Annotated in this window: 18 protein-coding genes; 11 read left to right on the forward strand and 7 right to left on the reverse strand. The window is 64.6% G+C overall.

The window, feature by feature from the left end; translation table 11 throughout:
- Positions 1-24 precede the first annotated feature (24 nt).
- Together AV059_RS14360 and AV059_RS14365 are read left to right on the forward strand one after the other, a co-directional pair.
- Positions 25-1,185 (forward strand): zinc ribbon domain-containing protein, encoded by a 1,161-nt coding sequence (locus AV059_RS14360; RefSeq protein ID WP_058995463.1) that lies wholly within the window; start codon positions 25-27, stop codon positions 1,183-1,185.
- A gap of 40 nt (positions 1,186-1,225) precedes the next feature.
- Positions 1,226-2,497, forward strand: a complete 1,272-nt coding sequence (locus AV059_RS14365) for a hypothetical protein (protein ID WP_058995465.1) — start codon at positions 1,226-1,228, stop codon at positions 2,495-2,497.
- Between the two features lie 5 nt (positions 2,498-2,502).
- Here AV059_RS14365 and AV059_RS14370 read toward each other — a convergent pair whose 3' ends face one another.
- Genes AV059_RS14370 through AV059_RS14385 form a run of 4 tightly spaced genes read right to left on the reverse strand, consistent with a single transcriptional unit; the run spans position 2,503 to position 6,569 of the window.
- Positions 2,503-3,051, reverse strand: a complete 549-nt coding sequence (locus AV059_RS14370) for a hypothetical protein (protein ID WP_058995467.1) — start codon at positions 3,049-3,051, stop codon at positions 2,503-2,505.
- Positions 3,052-3,074: 23 nt separating this feature from the next.
- Positions 3,075-4,763, reverse strand: a complete 1,689-nt coding sequence (locus tag AV059_RS14375; protein WP_058995469.1) for a b(o/a)3-type cytochrome-c oxidase subunit 1 — start codon at positions 4,761-4,763, stop codon at positions 3,075-3,077.
- Positions 4,763-5,332 carry a cytochrome c oxidase subunit II gene (locus AV059_RS14380; protein WP_058995470.1) on the reverse strand — a complete coding sequence of 190 codons (570 nt, stop codon included), beginning with the start codon at positions 5,330-5,332 and terminating at the stop codon, positions 4,763-4,765. The genes AV059_RS14375 and AV059_RS14380 overlap by 1 nt, the downstream gene beginning before the upstream one ends.
- A gap of 4 nt (positions 5,333-5,336) precedes the next feature.
- Entirely contained in the window at positions 5,337-6,569 is a 1,233-nt protein-coding gene (locus tag AV059_RS14385; RefSeq protein ID WP_058995472.1) for a halocyanin domain-containing protein, read from the reverse strand.
- A 167-nt stretch (positions 6,570-6,736) separates the two neighbouring features.
- On the opposite strand from AV059_RS14385, the gene AV059_RS22090 reads away from it, so the two are divergent.
- The 6 genes from AV059_RS22090 to AV059_RS14405 all read left to right on the forward strand — a co-directional run bounded on the left by AV059_RS22090 (position 6,737) and on the right by AV059_RS14405 (position 11,775).
- Positions 6,737-6,913, forward strand: coding sequence for a hypothetical protein (locus AV059_RS22090; RefSeq protein WP_008308856.1), 177 nt, complete (start codon positions 6,737-6,739; stop codon positions 6,911-6,913).
- A gap of 1 nt (position 6,914) precedes the next feature.
- On the forward strand, positions 6,915-7,688 hold the full coding sequence (locus AV059_RS14390; protein WP_058995474.1) for a sulfite exporter TauE/SafE family protein: 774 nt from the start codon (positions 6,915-6,917) through the stop codon (positions 7,686-7,688).
- A complete protein-coding gene (locus AV059_RS14395; protein WP_058995475.1) occupies positions 7,685-10,066 on the forward strand; it encodes a heavy metal translocating P-type ATPase in 2,382 nt (793 codons plus the stop codon). The genes AV059_RS14390 and AV059_RS14395 overlap by 4 nt, the downstream gene beginning before the upstream one ends.
- A 128-nt stretch (positions 10,067-10,194) precedes the next feature.
- Positions 10,195-10,365, forward strand: a complete 171-nt coding sequence (locus AV059_RS22470; protein WP_170096302.1) for a hypothetical protein — start codon at positions 10,195-10,197, stop codon at positions 10,363-10,365.
- Between the two features lie 354 nt (positions 10,366-10,719).
- On the forward strand, positions 10,720-11,031 hold the full coding sequence (locus AV059_RS14400; protein ID WP_058995477.1) for a hypothetical protein: 312 nt from the start codon (positions 10,720-10,722) through the stop codon (positions 11,029-11,031).
- Between the two features lie 279 nt (positions 11,032-11,310).
- Entirely contained in the window at positions 11,311-11,775 is a 465-nt protein-coding gene (locus AV059_RS14405) for an SRPBCC family protein (protein ID WP_058995479.1), read from the forward strand.
- A 5-nt stretch (positions 11,776-11,780) separates the two neighbouring features.
- Here AV059_RS14405 and AV059_RS14410 read toward each other — a convergent pair whose 3' ends face one another.
- A complete protein-coding gene (locus AV059_RS14410; protein ID WP_058995481.1) occupies positions 11,781-13,538 on the reverse strand; it encodes a DNA mismatch repair protein in 1,758 nt (585 codons plus the stop codon).
- Between the two features lie 35 nt (positions 13,539-13,573).
- Positions 13,574-14,182, reverse strand: coding sequence for a zinc ribbon domain-containing protein (locus AV059_RS14415; protein WP_058997611.1), 609 nt, complete (start codon positions 14,180-14,182; stop codon positions 13,574-13,576).
- 203 nt (positions 14,183-14,385) lie between these two features.
- Between AV059_RS14415 and AV059_RS14420 the strand changes: the two genes are divergently transcribed.
- Positions 14,386-15,522: a PAS domain-containing protein gene (locus AV059_RS14420; RefSeq protein ID WP_058995484.1), complete on the forward strand. Its 1,137-nt coding sequence runs from the start codon at positions 14,386-14,388 to the stop codon at positions 15,520-15,522.
- A 175-nt stretch (positions 15,523-15,697) separates the two neighbouring features.
- Positions 15,698-16,435, forward strand: coding sequence for a sporulation protein (locus AV059_RS14425; protein ID WP_058995486.1), 738 nt, complete (start codon positions 15,698-15,700; stop codon positions 16,433-16,435).
- Between the two features lie 23 nt (positions 16,436-16,458).
- On the opposite strand, the gene AV059_RS14430 is transcribed toward AV059_RS14425, so the two are convergent.
- Entirely contained in the window at positions 16,459-19,293 is a 2,835-nt protein-coding gene (locus AV059_RS14430; RefSeq protein ID WP_058995487.1) for a DEAD/DEAH box helicase, read from the reverse strand.
- A 177-nt stretch (positions 19,294-19,470) separates the two neighbouring features.
- Here AV059_RS14430 and AV059_RS14435 point away from each other — a divergent pair, with 177 nt between their 5' ends.
- The gene (locus AV059_RS14435) at positions 19,471-20,319 is read left to right on the forward strand and encodes a class 1 fructose-bisphosphatase (protein ID WP_058995489.1); all 849 of its coding nucleotides are present in this window, start codon (positions 19,471-19,473) and stop codon (positions 20,317-20,319) included.
- Positions 20,320-20,324 lie beyond the last annotated feature (5 nt).

Here is a 20,324-nt window from a genome sequence, read left to right on the forward strand (position 1 = left end):
ACTCTGTAGGACCTAACGAAACCCATGCCTGAATCCGACCGCACGGTAAAATGCCCCATATGCGACGAGGACTTTGATCCGACAGTCGCGGGCGGATGGTGCACAAACCCAGACTGTGGTGAGTGGAAACACACCGACGAAAGCGCTGCTGATTTTGACACCGATGATGGGGTGCCGAACGATGCTGACCTGATACCGGAAGGCACGGACGAGGCGGACCCGATGGATGGCCGGTCGGTGGAGGCTAGCGACGAAACCGAGGCTCAGGACGGGCACACTGTCGACGATGATAGCGCCGACGAAGTCTCGGAGGATGAGGTCTCGGACACTGGGGCAGCTGAGGCCGGAGACGAGACGGCGGAGACAGCGGAGACGGCGGAAACCGCGGAGACAGCGACGGAATACGAAACTGAAGCCGACACCGAGGCCGAAAACGGAACCGAGCCGAACGCTGCGGAAGAACCCGACGAGGCCGACGAAACTCCGGACCAGTCCAGCGGTGACTCCGATGCGGACGCCGAGGTATCCGACGAAACCGCGGAGACAGATGACGACGCGGCGACGATTAGCTGTCCGGACTGTGACCGCGAACTCGACGCCGACGCGAATTTCTGTGTCGCCTGCGGTGCCGACGTACAGGACATCACACCGGGCGACGACGGCTCGCTCGACGCATGCCCGTCCTGTGACACCGCTGTCGACGACGATGCCAGTTTCTGTGTCAACTGTGGGGAGGACTTGGACGCGCATCGCGGCGAGAGCGACACGCCGGCGGCTGACTCGGCAGGGTCGTCGACCGCCGACGAGACGGAGAGTGAGTCAGCAGCCACGGGCAACGCCGTCGACACACTCGCGTCACAGTCCACCGACGACGCGGCGGTACCGGACAAACTCGTCCTCTCGGTCGAGGGTCGTGACATCACCATCGAAGACGGTGACCGCATCGGCCGGGAGATACGGGCGGCACTATTGGACGCCGGGCGACCGGAAGACGAAGCGGTTCGGATCCACCGCGAACACGTCCGGTTCGACCGCCAGCCGGACGGGTACTATCTGGTCGACCTCGGGGATAACCCGACACGGCTGAATGAGACCCAATTGAAGAAAGGAGACCGGGAACCGATCCAACCGGGCGACGAACTCGAACTGTCGGGCGTCGCCACGATGACACTTCGGGCGGCGTGACCACCCACAATTAAGCGGTCGGTCGGGAAATATCAGGCTGATGGAGCGTGGTCGACTGGGGTTGGAACTCCGCGAGTCCGCCGCACTACTACGAGCTGAAACCTGGCTATTTGTGGGTGTGGGTCTGGCATGGCTCGTCTACGGTGGCTGGGTACTCGCGACGGGGCTGCTGCTGGCGCAGTTCCCAGGGCTCGAACGGACTGTTCTTGCGACACTCGCTGGCCGAACTGTCACGCTACGAACTGTACTCGCCGCTGGTCTCTGGCTCCTCGGTCCGTCGCTGGCGACCGTTGTCCTTGTCAACCGACGGCTTCGGAACAGCTACGGCAACCTTGCCGACGCGTATCGGCTGGACCATCCAAGCCTGTTACTCGCTATCCCCGGCAGTGTACTCCTCGGCTGCCTGCTGCTCAGTGTCATACTCGGGCAGCTGTGGCCGCTCACGGTAGTCGTACTGTTCGGGACAGTGCACCTCGTCGCCCGGACCGTTGCCTACGGACACCGCGTCTACACGCTCTCGGTCCCACCACTCCTGTCGTTGCTGGTGTTCGTGAGCGCCGCCGCCCTCGGGACTGGGTGGCTGACCCAGCCGGTCATCGCACGCGGCGTGTCGTCGTCCCTGTCTCCGTGGCTGGTGCGGGCGGGCGTCGGCCCCGTGGCCGAGACGGCGCTGCAACTGACGGGCGTACAGCCATCGCAAGCCACACCTCTGTTCATCGCCGTCCCCGGTGTGCTGGCGGGCGTGTACCTCCTGTTCCAACTGCTCGCTGGAACCGTCGTTCGAATCCGCGCGCCGCTTTCGAACCCGCAACGCCGTCCGGACCAGCGGTTCCCTATCATGCCACCGGTCAGGACGTCGGAAAGCGGCACCGAGCGTCCAACTGCCGAGCGGGCTGTCGACGCTGCACCGGACACCCGGGAACAGACCGAGGACGGGACCGACCCCGCAGATACTGGTAGCGACGACGAGTCGCCGGGACACACCGGGACCCGAGTGTTTTCGCCCGACGAGGTTCCGGCGGCGGAACCGCCCGCTCACGGATCGGAACAGGACAACGCACAGCCGTCGGACGACGACGCGGAGCCGGAGACACCGGTCGACGACAGCGGTACAGAAACGGAATCGGAGACGGCCGGGACGGACGATACGGATGAGGCTGCCTCGGCGACAGACGAGGCATGGATGGACGATACGTCCGTCTTCACGCCGGGCGGCCGCGACGCCGGACAGTCGTACTGCGGCGAGTGCGGCGAGTCGCTCCCGCCCGACGCTAACGCCTGCCCGTCCTGTGGCGATCCCGTGGACGGGTGAGACGGTCAGCGGTTCGAAACGGGGATGTCACCGAGCGCAACGGTGTATTGCGTCGATTGTACCGAGCCCCCGTCCGGATACACTAGCACCGTCACAGAGACGGTGTCCGGTCGTTCGCCGGGGGGCAGTAGCCACGACTTGGTCACGTCGTCAGTTTGCTCCACTGATAGCTGTCCAGTGCTTGCGGATCCCTCAACCGTCTCGCCGCTGCGGGTAGTGACGCTGTCGAGACGAACTGCCGCGGGGTCTGACCCGGTGTTCGTCACGTTCACCGTGAGCGTGAACCGCCACCCTTCGTCAGCGGTGACAACAGACGCCGCATCGATGTGGGCTGAGACGTTCGCGGACTCCAGGATCGGGTCACCGATGCCGGCACCGGCTTCCGCCGCTGTCGGCGTTTCGGGGACCGCCTCTCCTCCGGTGTCCCCGGTCAAATGATGCCCCATCATACTCCCGAAGGTAACGACCTCGATGAGGATCGGCAAGCCGATTCCAACGATGATGAGGAGTCGTAGTAGCGTCTTCTGCTCCGGACCGTCGACGTCGTCGAACATGATGAGAGAGTAGTGAAGTTGTGTTAGACCGGGATCGGCGGGCTACCGGGCGCGAACAGTCCGTCAGCGACCATACTGGCAAGTGGCGGCCCGTAGGCGATGACGATGAGCAGCAGGGCAATCGCCGTCCAGAGCTTGTAGTTGTCCAGGATACGCGGGCTGTGGTCCGCGCCGGACAGCGGCTCCGGGATGTGGCCGTTGACCGACAGCGTCCCGCCACGGCGAGCGAGCAGGGTGTCGGCCATGACGATGAGGAACATCGCCGCGCCGACGAACAGCAGGAAGCCGCCGATGGCGATCTGAAGGCGCATTTCGCCGACCGTTCCGGCGACGCCCTCGAACGCGAACTCGTCGTACGTCGGTTCGGCAGTCCGTCGCGGAATGCCGGCGAGGCCGGCCCGGTGCATGGCGTTCGACATCACTGCCATGCCCACGAACCAGACGTACGGCTGGAGCGTAGCGATGCTGCGCTGTCGGAGTTTCTTCCCGGTGATCTGCGGGACCAGCCAGTAGCTGATAGCCATCGCCGTCAGCGCGAACGCAGTCCCGACGGTGAGATGGAAGTGGCCGGGCACCCAGATGGTGTTGTGGATGAGGTAGTTGATGTTCATCCCGGCGTTGATCATGCCGGAGAAGCCACCAGCCGCGAACATCAGACCGGCGAGCATACAGCCAGCGAAGGCCGGTTTCCCCCAGGGTAGATTCCGAAGCCAGGAGAGGTAGCCTTTTGCACCCCGCTGGCGAGCCCCATGTTCGACCGAGGCGACCACGGTGAACGCGGTCAACAGCGAGGGCAACAGCAGGAACATCGTGTTCGTCATCGCGATGAATTTATATCCCGATGGGATGCCGGGGTCGGTGTACTGGTGGTGGAAGCCGACCGGGGTCGAGAGCAGCAGGAAGGCGACGAAGACCACGCGGGCCAGCGGGTCACTGAACAGTCGCCCGCCGGCCAGCTTCGGCAGGATCGTGTACCAGACGAGGTACGCCGGCATGAGCCAGAAGTACACGACTGGGTGGCCGAAGTACCAGAACAGCGTCCGCGTCAGCAGCGGGTCGACGTTCTGGATGAGCCCGAGCGACCACGGAATGAGGAAGGCGACGACCTCGACGGCGACGCCGATGGTGGAGACGTACCACATCAGCATCGTCGTCAGGACCATGAACGTCTGCAGGGGAATGCGTTCACCCGGGTTCTCAGAGCGCCACTCCCACAGGGACTTGAAGTACGCGAGGCCGGCGACCCACGAGCCGACGATGATGAGCGCGGCGCCGATGTAGAACGCCGGGTGCGCCTTCATCGGGGCGTAGAAGGTAAACAGCACGTCCGCTTCGAGGTCGTGACCCAGAATCGACGGCGAACCGACGATACCGCCGATGATGGACACGGCCGCAAGCACTGTCCCCGTGAGCATTATCCAGAAGGCCGACCAGGCGATTCGATGTGGTAGCTCGCGTTCGAGACTGCTAGCGACAGCCCACGTGAACAGTCCCGCGATGAAGAACGTGGTAAACACGAGCGCCAGCAGGACGCCGTGGCCCGTCAGAATCGTGTAGTAGTCGGCTGAACTGACGAAGCCCCGGAACACGCCGGTGCGATGGAGCGCCTGGATGACGCCGAACAGCGCACCGATTCCGAGCGCGATGAACGAGACGAGGAACTCGCTACGGACGAGCTTCGACGTTTTCGGATAGGAGTCGACGAACACCATTACTGATCCGCCTCCTCCTGCGCCTGTGCGTCATCTGCGGACTGGTCGATATTCTCTTGCTGCATATCGTACTCCTCCGGCGGGACGACTTCGACGGAGCCACCCATCGTGTGATGGGCCGCCCCGCAGTATTCGTGACAGATTAGCCCGTAGGTACCGGGCTCGTTGAACCGGGCCGAGACTTCCGAGACCTGCCCGGGAATGACCATCGTGTTGATGTTGGTCTCGACCACGGAGAACCCGTGAACGACGTCGGCACTGGTTACTCTGAACGTGACGTTCTCACCCGCGGGCACGCGGATCGGTGTGTCCCCAGTTCCGGGGGAGAACTGGAACTGCCGGGCGACGACGTACACGACGTACTGCCCGTCCTCTTTGACGACACCGGGGTCGTCGAACTGGGTGTCAGTGTTACCGTTCTGTACCTCTTCTGCGCTGATCTGTCCACCCGTATCGTCGACCATCCCGACGCCAACGCCGACCGAGCCGTAGGCGATAGTCGCGATGAATCCGACGATGAGCAGTAGCGCTGCACCGAGCCAGACTTTTTCGAATCTATGAACCTGCATGATATCACCCGATTATTGAGACACGGCCGAGGAACTCGACGAAGTACATGAACACCCATAGCAGGGCGATGAGCACGAAGTAGAACGCGACTAGCGCCGCCGTTCCCTTCGGGTCGTACTCGTCGTGGCCAAGCTCGACAGCCGGTTCAGTTTCTGCAGCCTCTTCAACCGGCTCCGGGCCGGTCGCCCGCCGTAGCTCACCACCCTCACCCGTCTGTGGCGGCCGCCCGTTCTGGCGGCGTCGCATCGCGACCGCGAACAACAGTGGGGAAAAGAACGCCAGCAGGACCGAGCCCGAAAGGAGCCACTGCGGGCCGGACAGCTCGATACCGCTTCCCTCCTGGCCGCTTCCGCCGCCACTGCCGCCACCGCTGTCTCCAAGCGGGCCACCGACAACGACGGCGCCCTTCATGCCGAGCGACTCGTGAGGGACACAGACGTACTTATACACGCCCATCTCTTCGAAGGTATGGCTGTAGGTGGTCCCGGCTTCGCTGACGGCGCCGCCCGAGTCCAGCGGGCCATCGCCGTCAGAAACAACGTTGTGACCGCCGCCTTCACCGGTCCAGGTCCAGGTGACTTCAGTTCCGGGCGTCACCCGGACCGCCGGCGGATCGAAGGCGAACGCGCCGTTGTTGCCCTGTGCGCCGACCGATATCTCGACGCTATCCGCGTCGGTTCTGTCGACTGTCGTTCCGTCGTAGTTCGAGACGTCGTCGAACCAGCCGCCGTAATCCGGGTTTGCCGGCGGGCCTTGCTGCTGTTGGCCACTGCCGGAGTCACCGCCGCCGCTACCACCGGAGCGAACGACGACTGCGCCTTTCATCCCGAGCGCTTCGTGCGGGATGCAGACGTACTTGAACATTCCCTCCGATTCGAAGGTGTGGCTGTAGGTCGTTCCAGCTTCGCTAACTGCGCTTCCGGAGTCAAGCGGCCCGTCACCGTCCGAGACGACGTTGTGGCCGCCGCCTTCGCCGTTCCACTCCCAGACAACCTCTGTGCCCGGGTTAACCATCACTGCCGGCGGGTCGAAGGCGAACGCGCCGTTGTTGCCCTGCGCGCCGACGGTGATTGTAACGGTGTCCTGGCCTCGCTTGTCGGCGGTCCCGTCGTAGTTCGACACGTCGTCGAACCAGCCGCCGTAGTCTGGTTCCTCCTGTGCTGTCGCCGTGCCGGTCGCGGCCAGCGCCGCTGTCCCGGCCGCGGCACCGACGAACTGTCGCCGACTCAGCGCCATCGCCGCACCCCCACCGCGTCGTGCGAATCTGGCAGCTGACTGTTTATAGCTTCGTGCCGTACCATATCTGGGAAGATAGCAGATTACCTAAAAAAACCCATGATGGTGTTTTCAGCCGGCAGGAACGACCCGTTTCTTTTTATAATCCCTCTAACGTACGGCCAGATATGTCTGCGTCAAGTCCTCGGCTCGTGACGTTGCTGGCGCTGCTCGGGCTCGCGCCGGTCGCGTACTACATGCAGGGAACCGGACGCTCCATCGTGGCGCTCTCGCTAGTCAGCGTCGTCATCATCGCCGGCAGTCTGTTCTGGATGACAAAACCAACCGAGTCGAGCACCGTCTGATATGCAGTTCGGGACGGCGGGGCTGAGTTCCGGTGAGACGGCCGGCCTCGCGGCGTTCGTCGGGCTGGGACTCGTCGGCAGCGTCCACTGCCTCGGGATGTGCGGACCGTTAGTCACCACCTACGCCGACAGACTCGACGACGGCGGGCCGGTATCGGGCCACGAAATACGTCAACACGCGCTGTTCAACGCTGGACGGACGCTGAGCTACGCGCTTGTCGGGACCGTACTTGGCGCTGCTGGCAGTGTATTGTACGATGTGGCCGGCCTGGCACGTCTCGGAACTGCCGTCCGGGGAGTCGTCGGAGTTTTCGTCGGCCTCGCGATCATCACTGTCGGTATCGGGTATCTCTCCCGAGGTCGCGCCGTCGACGTGGCCCGGTCGCTGCCGGTGGTCGGGAACCTGTTCCAGCGACTCTCCGCGTCGCTCGTCGCTAGGGTCGACCGGTGGGTCGACGGTCCGGGGATGATCGCGCTGGGCGCGATGCACGGCCTGCTCCCCTGTCCATTGTTGTACCCGGCGTTCCTGTATGCGTTCGCGACCGGCTCCGCGTTCACCGGCGGGCTCTCGCTGGCCGCGCTCGGCCTCGGGACGTTTCCGCTGGTGTTCGCCTACGGGACCGCCTTCGGCACGCTGTCGCCGGGCCATCGCGCGACGTTGCACCGGGTGCTCGGTGTCGTTTTCATCGCGCTCGCGCTCGTCCCGCTGTCGAACGGGCTGGCGGCGTTCGGTATCGCCATCCCGAAACCACCCCTACCGATGCCCTGGACATGACCCACTGTACGCTCTGTGACCTGCCGGTCGATACGCCCGTCACTGACGACGGTGTCGAGGGGACGTTCTGCTGTCGCGGCTGTCTGGAAGTCGCGCGGACGCTTGACGACCCGGCGACGGAGGCCCGCGACGCCGCCGACACCGGCCCCGACCCGGACGACGCCGACGGCGAGACGGCGTTTCTCTCCGTCGACGGGATGCACTGTGCGACCTGCGAGACATTCCTCGAAGCGCGGGCCACAGACCACGACGGCGTCGCCGCCGCGGCCGCCAGCTACCCGACGGGGACGATGAAACTCACCTACGACGCCGACGCGCTCTCGGAGTCGGACCTCGCGGATGCGGTGGCCGGAACCGGCTACGACGCCAGCCTGCAGGCCACGGAGACCGACGATGAGTACGAACTGGAGGGGCGTCTCATCGTCGGCGGCTTCTTCGGGATGATGACAATGATGTGGTACATCCTCTTTCTCTACCCGGCCTATCTCGGCGTCGATTCGTCCCTGTTGCTGTTCGACCCCTCGGGGCAGGCGGGGGACTATCTGTTGTGGAACATGGCCGTGATGACCGGCGTCGTGGTCGGGTACACCGGATGGCCGTTGCTCCGTGGGGCGTACGTCAGCCTCCGCGCTGGTCGGCCGAACATGGACTTACTCGTCGCGATGGCTGCTGTGACAGCCTTCTTATACAGCGTCGTCGCCGTCATCTTGGGACATACAGAGGTGTACTTCGACGTGGCGACGGTCATCGTCATGGCCGTCTCAGTTGGCGATTACTACCAGGACCGGGTCCGGCGGCGTGCGCTGGACCGCCTCACGGAGTTCACGACACAGCGGGCCGATAGCGCCCGACGACGCACCGACGGTGGTCACGAGGAAGTCGATGTGGGGGCACTGTCGGCCGGCGACGAAGTCGTCATCCGCTCCGGCGAGCGAATCCCTGTTGACGGGACTGTACTTGAGGGGACCGCGGCCGTAGACGAGTCGCTCGTGACCGGCGAGTCGCTGGCCGTCAGAAAGACCGACGGCGACGAGGTCATCGGCGGGTCGCTGATCACGCAGGGCGGCGTCGTTGTGCGGATCGGGCCAGACGCCGAGAGCACCGTCGACCGGCTGACGAACCTCCTGTGGGAGGTCCAGAGCACGCGCGGCGGCGTTCAGCGGCTGGTCGACCGAATTGCCGCCGTCTTCGTTCCATTGGTGGTCGTTCTGGCTGTGTTCGCCACCATCGGGCACCTCGTCGCCGGAGCGACACCCACGGACGCGATGCTGACTGGGCTGGCGGTGCTCGTGGTTTCCTGTCCCTGTGCGCTGGGGCTAGCGACGCCGCTGGCGACTGCGGCCGGCATCCGTCGAGCGTTGGACGGCGGAACCGTCGTCACCGGCGACGCGGTGTTCGAGACGGCGACCGACGCGGACGTGGTCGCCTTCGACAAGACGGGCACACTGACGACCGGCGAGATGGAACTGCTGGAGCGGGCCGACGAGGGGGCGATGGCCCGGGCAGCTGCAGTCGAGCAGTTCGCGGAGCACCCTGTCGCTGAGGCTGTGACGGACGCCGTGCCGGTCCCCGACGCGGCCGTCTCCGGGTTCGAGCAGCACCCGGGGCAGGGCGTCAGTGCGACAGTTGACGGAGAACACGTCGCCGTCGGGACGCAAGCCCTGTTCGACGACCTCGGGTTTGACGTGCCCGCGGACCTCCGGGACCAGTGTGACCGCGCGACGGAGAACGGGCGTGTCCCGGCGCTCGTCGGGTGGGACGGCGAAGCGCGGGACGTGCTCGTTGCGGGCGATAGGCTCCGCTCTCACTGGGAGTCAGTTGTCTCGACGCTCGCTCGTGACCGCGACGTGGTTGTCATTACCGGCGACCGGCCCGAAGCCGCCACCCCGTTCGAGCGCCACGACGGCGTCGACGAGGTGTTCGCTGGGGTGCCGCCCGAGGCGAAAGCCGAAGTCGTCGAGCGACTACAGTCCCGCGGAACCGTCGCGATGGTCGGCGACGGGAGCAACGACGCCCCGGCGCTGGCTGCCGCCGACGTTGGTATCGCTATGGCGTCGGGCACGTCACTGGCCGCCGATGCGGCAGACGCGGTCGTAACGACGGACGACCTGCGAGCCGTCCCTGACGTGTTCTCGGTGACAGCCGCAACCCGGATGCGGGTCCGCCAGAACCTCGCGTGGGCGTTCTGTTACAACGCCGTCGCGCTCCCGCTCGCACTGCTTGGCGTCCTGAACCCGCTGTTTGCGGCCCTGGCGATGACGGCCAGTAGCCTGCTCGTCGTCGGGAACTCCACGCGGACGCTGGCGGGGACAGCCTCACACGGCGAGGCGAGTGCCGATGGACCGGCTCCGCCACAGCAACCAGCAGCGGCCGACTGACACCGGCTGTCGATTGCTGTCTTGCCAGCGACCGCCGAATATTTGTTATTTGGTACCATGTCTGAAACAGATTTAATATATCACCAGTTCTGGTCACATATACGTCGCTTTCACCGACGTGGTGACCCATGACCTACGCAATTCCCGTTCCCGCGCCAACGTCGTTCGCTCGCTGGCTGTACAGCGGGCGGTCGGCCATCGAACGTAGCCTTGACGCTACGGTCGAGTATGCATCCCTTATCGGGGAACGGGCCGCTGCGGACACCTGCTCGGTGAAGATTCCGTCCGTGGCACCATAGACTGGCTCGCCGCCGTGGGACCGGCGTCCCACTCACGGACGCCGCACTGCGGTGGGGATTCGATTTGGCTCACTGTCGAGCGGCGGGGCTCTGCCTACCGCTTGGCTGCTCCGCCTGATAGGCTACACCGCCCAGTGTAGTCTGTCGACGTGTCGCCACTCGCCCCTGAGCCTGTACCGTACCGTGTCGCTATCACGCTGTCCAGCCCTCGGGTTCCCCATCGTCCCGGTGTGGGAATCCCTTACCGGCCGCTCCGCGCCGGACGCACGTGCCCGTCACCCGCGCAGTCCCCGTCCGACGCGACTCGACTGGTGAGTGCCCTCTGGGCCCGGTTCGACTCCGGCCGTCGGCGTTATGTCGCTGCAGGCGACTCCCCCGACCGAGGTATCGGCCGACGTATCACTGCGCGTTCCGCGTGGCGGGTCCGAGACCCTCGAAGCCGGTGTCGCCGGCGTCCTCGCGGCCGTCGACGGCGTCGAAGACGTGGCCGTTGACCGTGTGACAAGCGTGCGTCCCACCTGGACCGACATCCGGGTCGACGCCGATGTGTCGCTGACACTGCGGGTCGACGACGAACGGAACACTGCCGACGGCCGCACCGAACTCCTGCAAGCGGGGTTCGGCGTGATGGCGGTCAACCGCGTCGACGTGACCGGTGACGCGTAAGCGCAGCCCTCCACTCTCTCCCGTCTTCCCGAATATCCCAACCGGACCCGGGCTCTCGCCCGGCGCAGGTTCGAGTCCTGCCGGGAAGTCCACACGTATGCACAACCTCTACTTCGCCACTGTCATCGACAGGCGGCGACGCGACTCGAAGAGCAGAGCACAGTCACGCCGCACCCGGCGGCTGTAGCCGCCGGGACCGGTCGCAGTCGTCCGTATCCGGACTAGTCTGCTTGCCTGTGTGGCCGAGCCTGTAACATACTGGAGCGCGAACTGCCACATATGACGGTCCACACCTCCGACGACCGCTGGCTCGATGCGCCAGTCGAGACAGTGTTCGCGTTCATGGACGAACCGTCGAATCAGGCGGCCGTCACGCCCAGCCTGACCCGTGCCGAGCGCATCGAGCGGCTGCCGAACAGTGGGAATCGCGCCGCCTACGAGTACGAGATGTTTGGGGTCACGTTCACAGGTGAGGTCCGCGCGACGACCTACGAACCGCCGGAGCGCATCGTCTACGAGATGCGCGGTGACCTAACGGGACGCATCGCTTGGCGGTTCGAACCCGAGGACGGCGGCACGCGGCTCACCTACGCCGCCGACTACGAAGTTCCAGGGCCGCTCCCAGAGTTCCTTCTCGCGCCGGTCATCAGGTGGTACAACCGCCGAGAGGTCCGACGGCTTCTGGCCAACGTCGCTGAGGCAGTCGAAGCGGAGGAGCGGGCCGTCGCCAGTTCGCTGTCGTAACTGCGCTACTCATCGGTCCAGAGCGCGTCCGAGAGCGTCCGCTGGACCGCTTCCTCACCGACGGCTGTAGCGAGCGTCTCGAACCCGCTGCGCTCGACGGGGTCGGCGGCGTTGGCGACCAGCCGGGAGACGATGAACTCTGGTGTGGACTTCCCGACGGTGCCAAAGCGAGGTTGATAATCGACTTGCAGGTCGAGGTCCTGATTCAGCCCTTCGGCGAAGATACCGTCGACACGGGCCTCTGTCGGCAGCGGTTCGAGGTCGTCCGCGAGGTGGGTGACGAACACGCCCAGCGCGTCGCGGTCGACGGTCAGCGTCACGAGTCCGTGCAGCAAGTCGGCGGCGGAGCCGGGTTCGGTGATAGCCTCGAACTCGTCGACGAGCATCAGCGTCCGGTCGCTCTCGGTCAGCGGCGGCACAACCGAGCGCAGCGTCGATTCGAGAACACCGGCGTTAAACGACGCGTGCCGACGGTGAAACACGACGGTGTCGACGATACCCACCTCGGCGGCCTCGGCGGGAACCGGGAGCCCCATCTGGGCCAGCAGTTGCACCTGACACAGCGTCTCCAGCAGGGTCGTCTTCCCGCCGGAGTTCGCGCCGGTCAGGACAGCCACCCGGTCGCCGCTGGGGGGCTGGTTCGCTCGGTCCAACTCTAGCGTGTGGTCGCCGATAGCGTAGGTGACCGGCTGGACGCTCTCCACGTCCGCGATGGTGAGGTTCCGTGCTCGCTTCACTGCAATCGTCTTGCGGTCCTCGACAAAGCTGGGCCGTGTCAGGTCGAAGGCGATGGCAAAGCGGGCGAGCGAGACGGAGAACGCGATGTTGTCCACCGCCTTGACTGCGGCGTCGATGTCTTCACGGGCGTCCGCGAGGTCGTCCTCCAGCCGGTCGGCAACGGCCTCCTCTCGCTCCTGTACGTCGCTTCGTAGCGTATTCCGGAGGTCTCGGAGCGCCACATCGACGAAGTCCCGCGCGTCAGTTGCCTCTCGTGGCATCGCGTCGCGGATTCGAGCGGCGTCGATGCCTGTCTCGCTCGTGACGTGTCGAACGAGCGCGTCCTGGAACTCGTCTGGCCGCCGCGCACCCTCTTGCACGGCCTCGACGACCTCCACCGAAGCGGCCGCGAGGTCCTCGATCTGGCCGAGTTGGTCGCGCAGGCGGTCGAGTTCCTCGTCGGCCCCCGCACCGACGGACTCCCCGTCGCCCGCAAGGCCGGCGAGTGCCGCTCGACCGGCCGACAGTGACTCGCTGTCGATGGCCGCTAGCGGTTCGAACACGCCGCTTTCAATGCCGGTGTCCCGGAGGGCGAGCGCCACGTCGACCGCGGCCAGTTCGCCCCCGTCAGCGTCGTAGGCGTCGAACGCGCTGAGGACGGCCCGCTGGTCCGACTCGGAGAGGTCAGCCCAGGTGTCCCGCGCTTCAAGCACGTCGTCCAGCCGCTCGTCCATCGCCTCCCGGGTCGGCAGCGGCGTCAGCACGCGGATGCTGTCTGCTGCATCTTCGGTGACCGCGTACTCTTCGGCGAGGTCGAGCAGTTCCTTGTACACGTCGCGGGTATCTCTGGTGGCGAGCAGGTCCATCGATTCGGCGCCGGTCGCCCGCCGGAGGATGCGCGTCGCGCGCCCCCGGGAGAGGCCAGCCGTAGTTAGCGCTCGTGTATCCGCCGACTCGATGGCCTCGATGGCCCGCTCGACACCCAGCTCCTCGGTGAGCAGTTCGGACGTCTTCGGGCCGATGCCCCAGTACTCCTCCAGTCGCATGGGCGGGTGGAGAACGGCGGCCCGCTTAGGCGTTTTCAGTTGTCGGGCTCGTCGTCGTCGATACCGAAGCGCTCGTGGAGCGGCCCCGGTTCCCCGCGGGCCTGCCGGTCAGCCCGCCGGGCCGCACGGCGTGCGATGAGCGCTCCAAGCGCTGCCGGAATCGCCAGACCGAGCGACACGAGCGCGGTCTGGTCCGAGACCACTGACGGTCCATCTGACAGGAGGACTTCGTAGCCGACCACAAGCACAACCACGGCCACGCCGGCGACAACGAGGTATAGCCCGCGGGCAAGCACCTCACTGGGATTGCGAAGCCGCGAGAGATACGCGGCCGGGCCGAGCCAGCCGGCCAGCAGGACGCCGACGGCCACGGGAAGCGAGAGGTCGCCGACGAGGATGACGACGGCGTACAGCACGAGCGGCGCAATGGCGATGCCGAGCGAAAGCCCTGTGAGCGTGACTGCCCACGTCGGCGCACCGGAGTCCATCGATTCCAGCGTTTCGGTCAGGCGCTCGTCGAGCATCTCGGTCTGTTCATCGGTGAGTAACGACGCGTCACAGTGTGGGCAGGCCATCGCTGTGGGCTCCAGCGGCTCGCCACACTCCGGGCAGGCGGGGTCCGACGCGTCGCGCCACTCGGTCATACACCCCATTGCACGTCGAGCGCTTTGAGTGGTCCGGATAAACCATTGTTATTAGAATAGTACGAACACGGACACACTTAGTGAAAGTACGACTCAATAGATCGTAGAGCAGTTGGGTAGACCATCCATCCAGTTATCCTTTTGATGACATTATTGGTACGAACTATGCAAAGAGATAATCCATTCGGCTGCTATCAGCATATATGGGGGAGGTTAGCACTCTTCTTGTGGATGACGACGAGGCCCTCGCTACAGTGACGGCTGAGCTACTTGAACGTGAAGATGAGCGATTCACTGTTGAAACTGTCCCAAGTGCCACCGACGGGCTACAGGCTATGGATCGATCTCTTCCTGACTGTGTCGTTTCAGACTTCGAGATGCCCGGGACAGACGGGCTTGAATTTTTGCAGGCGGTCCGTGAGCGACACCCGCAACTCCCGTTTATCATGTTCACTGGTCGGGGAAGCGAAGAAATCGCAAGCGATGCCATTTCTGCCGGTGCGACTGATTACTTGCAGAAACAATCCGGAGCTGAGCAGTACGAGCTGCTAGCCAATCGAATAAACAACGCTGTCGCGCAGTATCGGTCGAGAAAGCAACTGGAGGAAACCACAGCAGAGTACGCCGCTGTTTTCGAGAACACGCGGAGCGGACTCCTCCTCGTCGATGTCGAAGCGGACGGGTTTCGATTCCGGCGATGCAACTCACGGGTGCTTGAGTTCACTGGCCTCGTAGAGTCAGAGCTTATCGGTAAGACTCCAGCTGAAGCACTTGGGAAGAAAAACAGTAGAAAGATCGCTGGGGCGTATCGGAAATGCGTCGCCACGCGCGAGACGATTGACTATACGCTGACACTGGACCACCCGGTCGGGGAAGTCATCCACGAAGTCAGCGCTACGCCGATCATCTCGGACGGCGAGGTCCAACAACTGGTCGTTGCGTTTACTGACATCACCGAGCGTCACAACCACGAACAGGAACTACTGGAGGAGCGTGCGGTCATCCAGCAAGCGCTCGATGCGCTGGAGGTCCCACTGTTTGTCATTAGTGTAGATGGGCACATCGAGCACTGCAACGAACGGGCGGGTGAGCTTACAGGCCACACCGGACAAGCAGCCGAAGGGCTGCCGGTCACCGACCTGTTTCCCGAAGCCGAGCGGGAGGTGATTACCGACGCGGTCGATCGGTCTCTCGGTCGTGGGCGAGCCACCGTCACGGCCAATCTCCGCACCGACGGTGACCACTGTCAGCCGTACGACTTCACCGTCCGCCGTCTCACCGATCTGGACGGCAACACAGCCGGGGCAGTCCTGCTCGGGCAGACGACGTCTGACGACTAATCGGGTGTCTGTAGTGGAATCGACGGCCCGGAACATCTGTGTCGGGGCGAGACCGTTCTAACTGGCTCCGCTACCCTGCAATTAAGCGTAGCCGTGTGCCATCGCAGTCCCGATTCTTTCGATAGTGTCTTTCCCTGAAGTTTATACTATGTGACGGCCGAATTTCACAATACCAATGAAAGACGTGCTCTCCAGAATCGGCATCGGGTCGGCCACAGTAGACACGATTCTGCCGACAGATACCGTCAGAGCCGGCGAATCCGTCCAAGCCGAGATCCACGTCGAGGGCGGGTCGACGGATCAGGACGTTGACGCGGTGTACTTCGCGCTGGAAACCGAATACAAGTCCGACGAGGGGTACAAGGACGCCATTATCGACCAGTGGAAGCTCACGGAGCCGTTCACTATCGAAGCGGGCGAGCAACGGCGTTTCGAGACCACTATCGATATTCCCAGAGAGACCCCGGTGACCACGCGCTCGACGGCCGTCGAAATCGAGACCGGGCTCGACATCTCGATGGCGGTCGACCCCGGCGATGAGGATTACATCGAAGTCGAGCCCACGCACCGCACGCAAGCGGTGTTCGACGCGCTGGATGCCCTCGGCTTCTCGCTCCACGCCTCGGCCTGCGAGGCAGCCGCCGGGAGCCTGTTCACTACCTCGGCGAACTTCGCGCAGGAGTTCGAGTTCCGACCACAGCGCGGCGAGTTCTCCGGTCGGGTCGACGAGGTCGAAATCGTCCCGGTGTTCGACGACGACCGGCTCACGGTGTACCTGGAGGTCGACCGCAGCGCCGGCCTGCTCTCGGAGATGACCGATGCCGACGAGCGACACACGAAACTCACCGTCGACGCGCCCGACCCTGACGCTATCGAGCCGCGACTCGCGGACGCGATTCGGGAACTGAGTTAGCTCGCTAGCGTACGCTGCCGCCCTCAACCCCAGAACGACTGCGTCCGTGCGTACTCCCGCTCTTGCCGGAGGATGTCCCGGTAGAACTCGTCCTCGTCCTCCCGCAGACGGTTGATGATGCGGGCGGCGTTGTGCGGCCCGACGCCGCGGGCGGCCAGCGCGACCACCGCTCGCTTCCCGTGGCTCTGGACCAGTGAGGCTGCGCGGTAGGCCCGCTCGGTCATCTTCTCCTGCTCGTCGTCCTTGTCGTCGGTCCGGACGGCCGAGACGACTTCCTCGGCCCAGGGATTCAGCGCGGCGATGCGGGTCGACCCACACTGCGGACACGACGGCTGGTCGCGCACGCGCTTGACCTGTTGTTTTCGGTCCCACTCCTTGCAGTGTAAACACATGAGGATGACGCGGTCGCTCTGGATGCGTTCCCTGACAGTTTTGATGACGCTTGCGTCGGCGTTCTCCGGTGAGAGTAGTTCCCGCCCGGATGAGTTCCCGCCGGTCCCGATTGGCGTGTGCTCGCCCACTGTTTCGAGCGCCACGTCGCCGCGCTGAATGTCCCGGAGAAGGTCGGCCGTCGCCTCGATAGCGAGGTCCTCGTGGCGCACCTCGCGCAGGGCTTCGTCGTACATCGGCGTGTCCTCTAGAGCGGCAAGCAGGCGGTCGCGGCCGAAGTCCGTCGATCCGCGACCGCGCCAGCGCTTGAGCGAGCCGAACTTTGTCGCTACCTGCGCCAGTTTGAATTTTAGTGCATCGGCGTTTTTCAGGCTGAGTTCGATCAGCACCGGGAGGTGGTCGGGGTCGGTGTCCTCGATGACCTCGATGACGTCGCCGGCAGTGATCCGGCGCGGGACCTCCAGTGTAATCCGGTAGGGGTCGACCTCCATCGCGACTGATTCGCCCGCTCGCTGGCCGAGCAGCGCCGAGAGGACCCGTCCCAGCGTTTCGTTGATTTTGTGCCCGTAGCAAGCGTTGACGATGACCTCCCGGCCGTGGAACTCCACCAGAATAGTCGTGTCGTCCGGAATCGGCCCTTCGTGTTTTTCCACCTGCGAGAGCCCGTCGACGACGGTTTCGGGGCCGGCGGCATAGCGAGTCGCCACGTCTCTGGCGACGGCCTCGGTGTTCGCGCCGTCCTGGAGTTGCCGACCAGCCACACGACGGAGTTCGCCGACTTCCGCGGCGACGGCTCTCGGAACCGGAATCTCCTGTCCGACCCACGACGGGACCTCACCGGCGGGGTCTTCGATGGGTGAGACGGTCACGACTTCCTCTTCCTCGTCGATATTCGTGATGCGCCACATCTCTCCGCGCTGGACGAACACCTCGCCGGGCGTGGCGAAGTTGACGACGAACTTCTCATCGAGGGTCCCGACCTGCTGGCCCGAAGCCACGTCCTCCACGTCGTAGGTGGCCTCGTCGGGAATCATCGAGAGGTTCTGATAGAAGTACTGCCAGGTCCCGCGGCGCTTCTCCAGCGTGTCCCGGTCCTCGTCCAGCCAGATGACGTTGTTCGCCGCGAGTTCCTCAATGACCTGCTTGAACTGTGCTTCATCGAGGTCCCGGAACGGATACGCACGGGTCAGTATCTCGAAGGCCCGCATCGCCCGGATCTCGCCGGTGTCCATCACCAGCCCGGCGATCTGGTTGGCGACTGTATCGAGGCTGCCGTCGTGTATTTCCGCCGGTTCGACATCACCGCCTTCGGCCTGCCTCGCAATCGCCAGCGCCTCTAACGTGTCGTCGGTGTCAGTCGTGACGACCGTGCCCGAGGAAACGAGATCCCGGCGGTGGCCGGCACGGCCGACCCGCTGGACGAGGCGGGACACCTGCCTGGGGCTGCCGTACTGGACGACGTGGTCGACGTGGCCCACGTCGATACCCAGCTCCATCGAGGAGGTACACAGCAAGGCGTCGAGGTCACCGGCCTTGAAGCGGTCCTCCACGTCGATGCGGGCCTCCTTCGACAGCGACCCGTGGTGGACGCCAAGGTCGGTCCCGAGTTCCTTGAACCGCGAGCCAAGCGCTTCGGCAGTTTGTCGGGTGTTGACAAATAGCAGGACAGATTCGTGTTCGTCGATGAGGTCTGCAATGTACCGGACGTGACTGGCCGTTTTGGCGTCGGTGACGAGTGTACTCGATAGCTGCTCGTCGCGGTCAGTAATCTGGGGCCGAACCACTTCGATATCTAGCCGGCTGCCGATGTCCACTTCCACGATGGCACACGTCCGCCCGCCGGTGAGAAACCGGCCGACTTCGTGTGGGTCGCCAACAGTCGCCGAGAGGCCGATTCGCTGGAACCGCCCGGACAGTTCCCGGAGTCGCTCCAGACCGGCCGTCAACTGCGCGCCGCGCTTGGCCGCGGCGAGTTCGTGGACCTCGTCGATAACGATATGCTCGACATCTTCTAGCGCCGTCCGGAGCTTCGACCCGGTGAGCATCGCCTGTAGCGTTTCCGGCGTAGTCACCAGCACGTCCGGCGGGTCGTTAGCCTGCTTCTGGCGCTGGTAGTCAGTCGTGTCGCCGTGGCGAACGTCTACTTCGAGGCCGAGCGTTTCGCCCCACCAGTCGAGGCGCTGGCGCATGTCGCGGTTCAGCGCCCGGAGCGGCGTGATGTACAGCGCACCGATGCCAAAGCGGTCCCCGGATTCGGCCAGCGCGTCGAAGACCGGCAACATCGCCGTTTCAGTTTTTCCGGTTCCGGTCGGGGCGACGACTAGCGCGTCCCGCCCGTCAGCCAGAGTTGGAATCGCCTTTCGTTGTGGGTCGGTCGGCGTCGTGAAGCCGCGCTCGGAGAGCGCACTGCGGACGGCCGGCCCGAGCGCAGTGAAGGCGTCATCGCCGCGAGCGACCCCGTCAGTCATCGCCCCTCCCTAGCGACTACACCGGGTTAAACACGTTGTGTCACTCTCTCTCGTCCCCCGTCGGTAACCAGGCCACTGCGGGCGTTGCGGGGGAGCGACGGGTACAGCCTTATGTCGTTGCCCTGGGATATGTGGAACCATGACTGACGCCTGTGCAACTGCGGCCGGTGATGGCCTGTGAACACGCTTGATGAGATCGAACGGGCGGTAAAGGACACGGCCCACTACGTTAGCGGGAACCTGGCGAACTACGCCAACAGAGCCGCCGGCGAGAACCCGAGTGGGGAGCAACAGGTCGGTGGCGACGTGTGGGCCGACGACCTGTTTTTCGACGCGCTCGCGTACATCGACGGCATCGGTGCGTACGCAAGCGAGGAGCGCAGCGACGTGGTCGACTGTGGCGAGGGCTACAGTATCGCCATCGACCCGCTCGATGGCTCCTCGAATCTCGCCTCGAACAACTCCGTGGGGACGATAATCGGGGTTTACGACGCCGAACTCCCCGCGCCAGGCCGGGAAATGGTCGCATCGCTGATGGTGCTGTACGGCCCATACACGACGCTGACAATCGCCCGGTCCGACCGCGATGTCGTCCAAGAGCACCTCCTCCGGGACGGGCACAGCGAGCGCTGGGGCCAGTTCGAACTGCCAGCGGAGCCGACAGTCGTCGGGTTAGCGGGCAAGACCGGCGAGCGAAGCGACACGTTCAACGACATCGCCCAGGCCTTCGAGCGGGACCTGAAGCTGCGTTACGGCGGCGCGACCGTTGCCGACCTGGCGCAGGTGCTCGAATACGGCGGTCTGTTCGGGTATCCGGTGACGTCAGGGTATCCAAACGGCAAGCTCAGAGTCCACTTCGAATCAGCACCGCTCGCATACCTCGTCGAGGCGGCCGGCGGGGCCTCAAGCGACGGCTCACAGTCCTTACTCGACGTCGAACCGGACGGTATCCACGACCGGACGCCAACGTTCCTCGGAAACGCAGAACTGGTCGAAGAACTCGAAGCGGCGCTCTTGGAAGCATAGGCGGG

Source organism: Haloarcula sp. CBA1127, assembly GCF_001485575.1.
Classification (GTDB): Archaea; Halobacteriota; Halobacteria; order Halobacteriales; family Haloarculaceae; genus Haloarcula.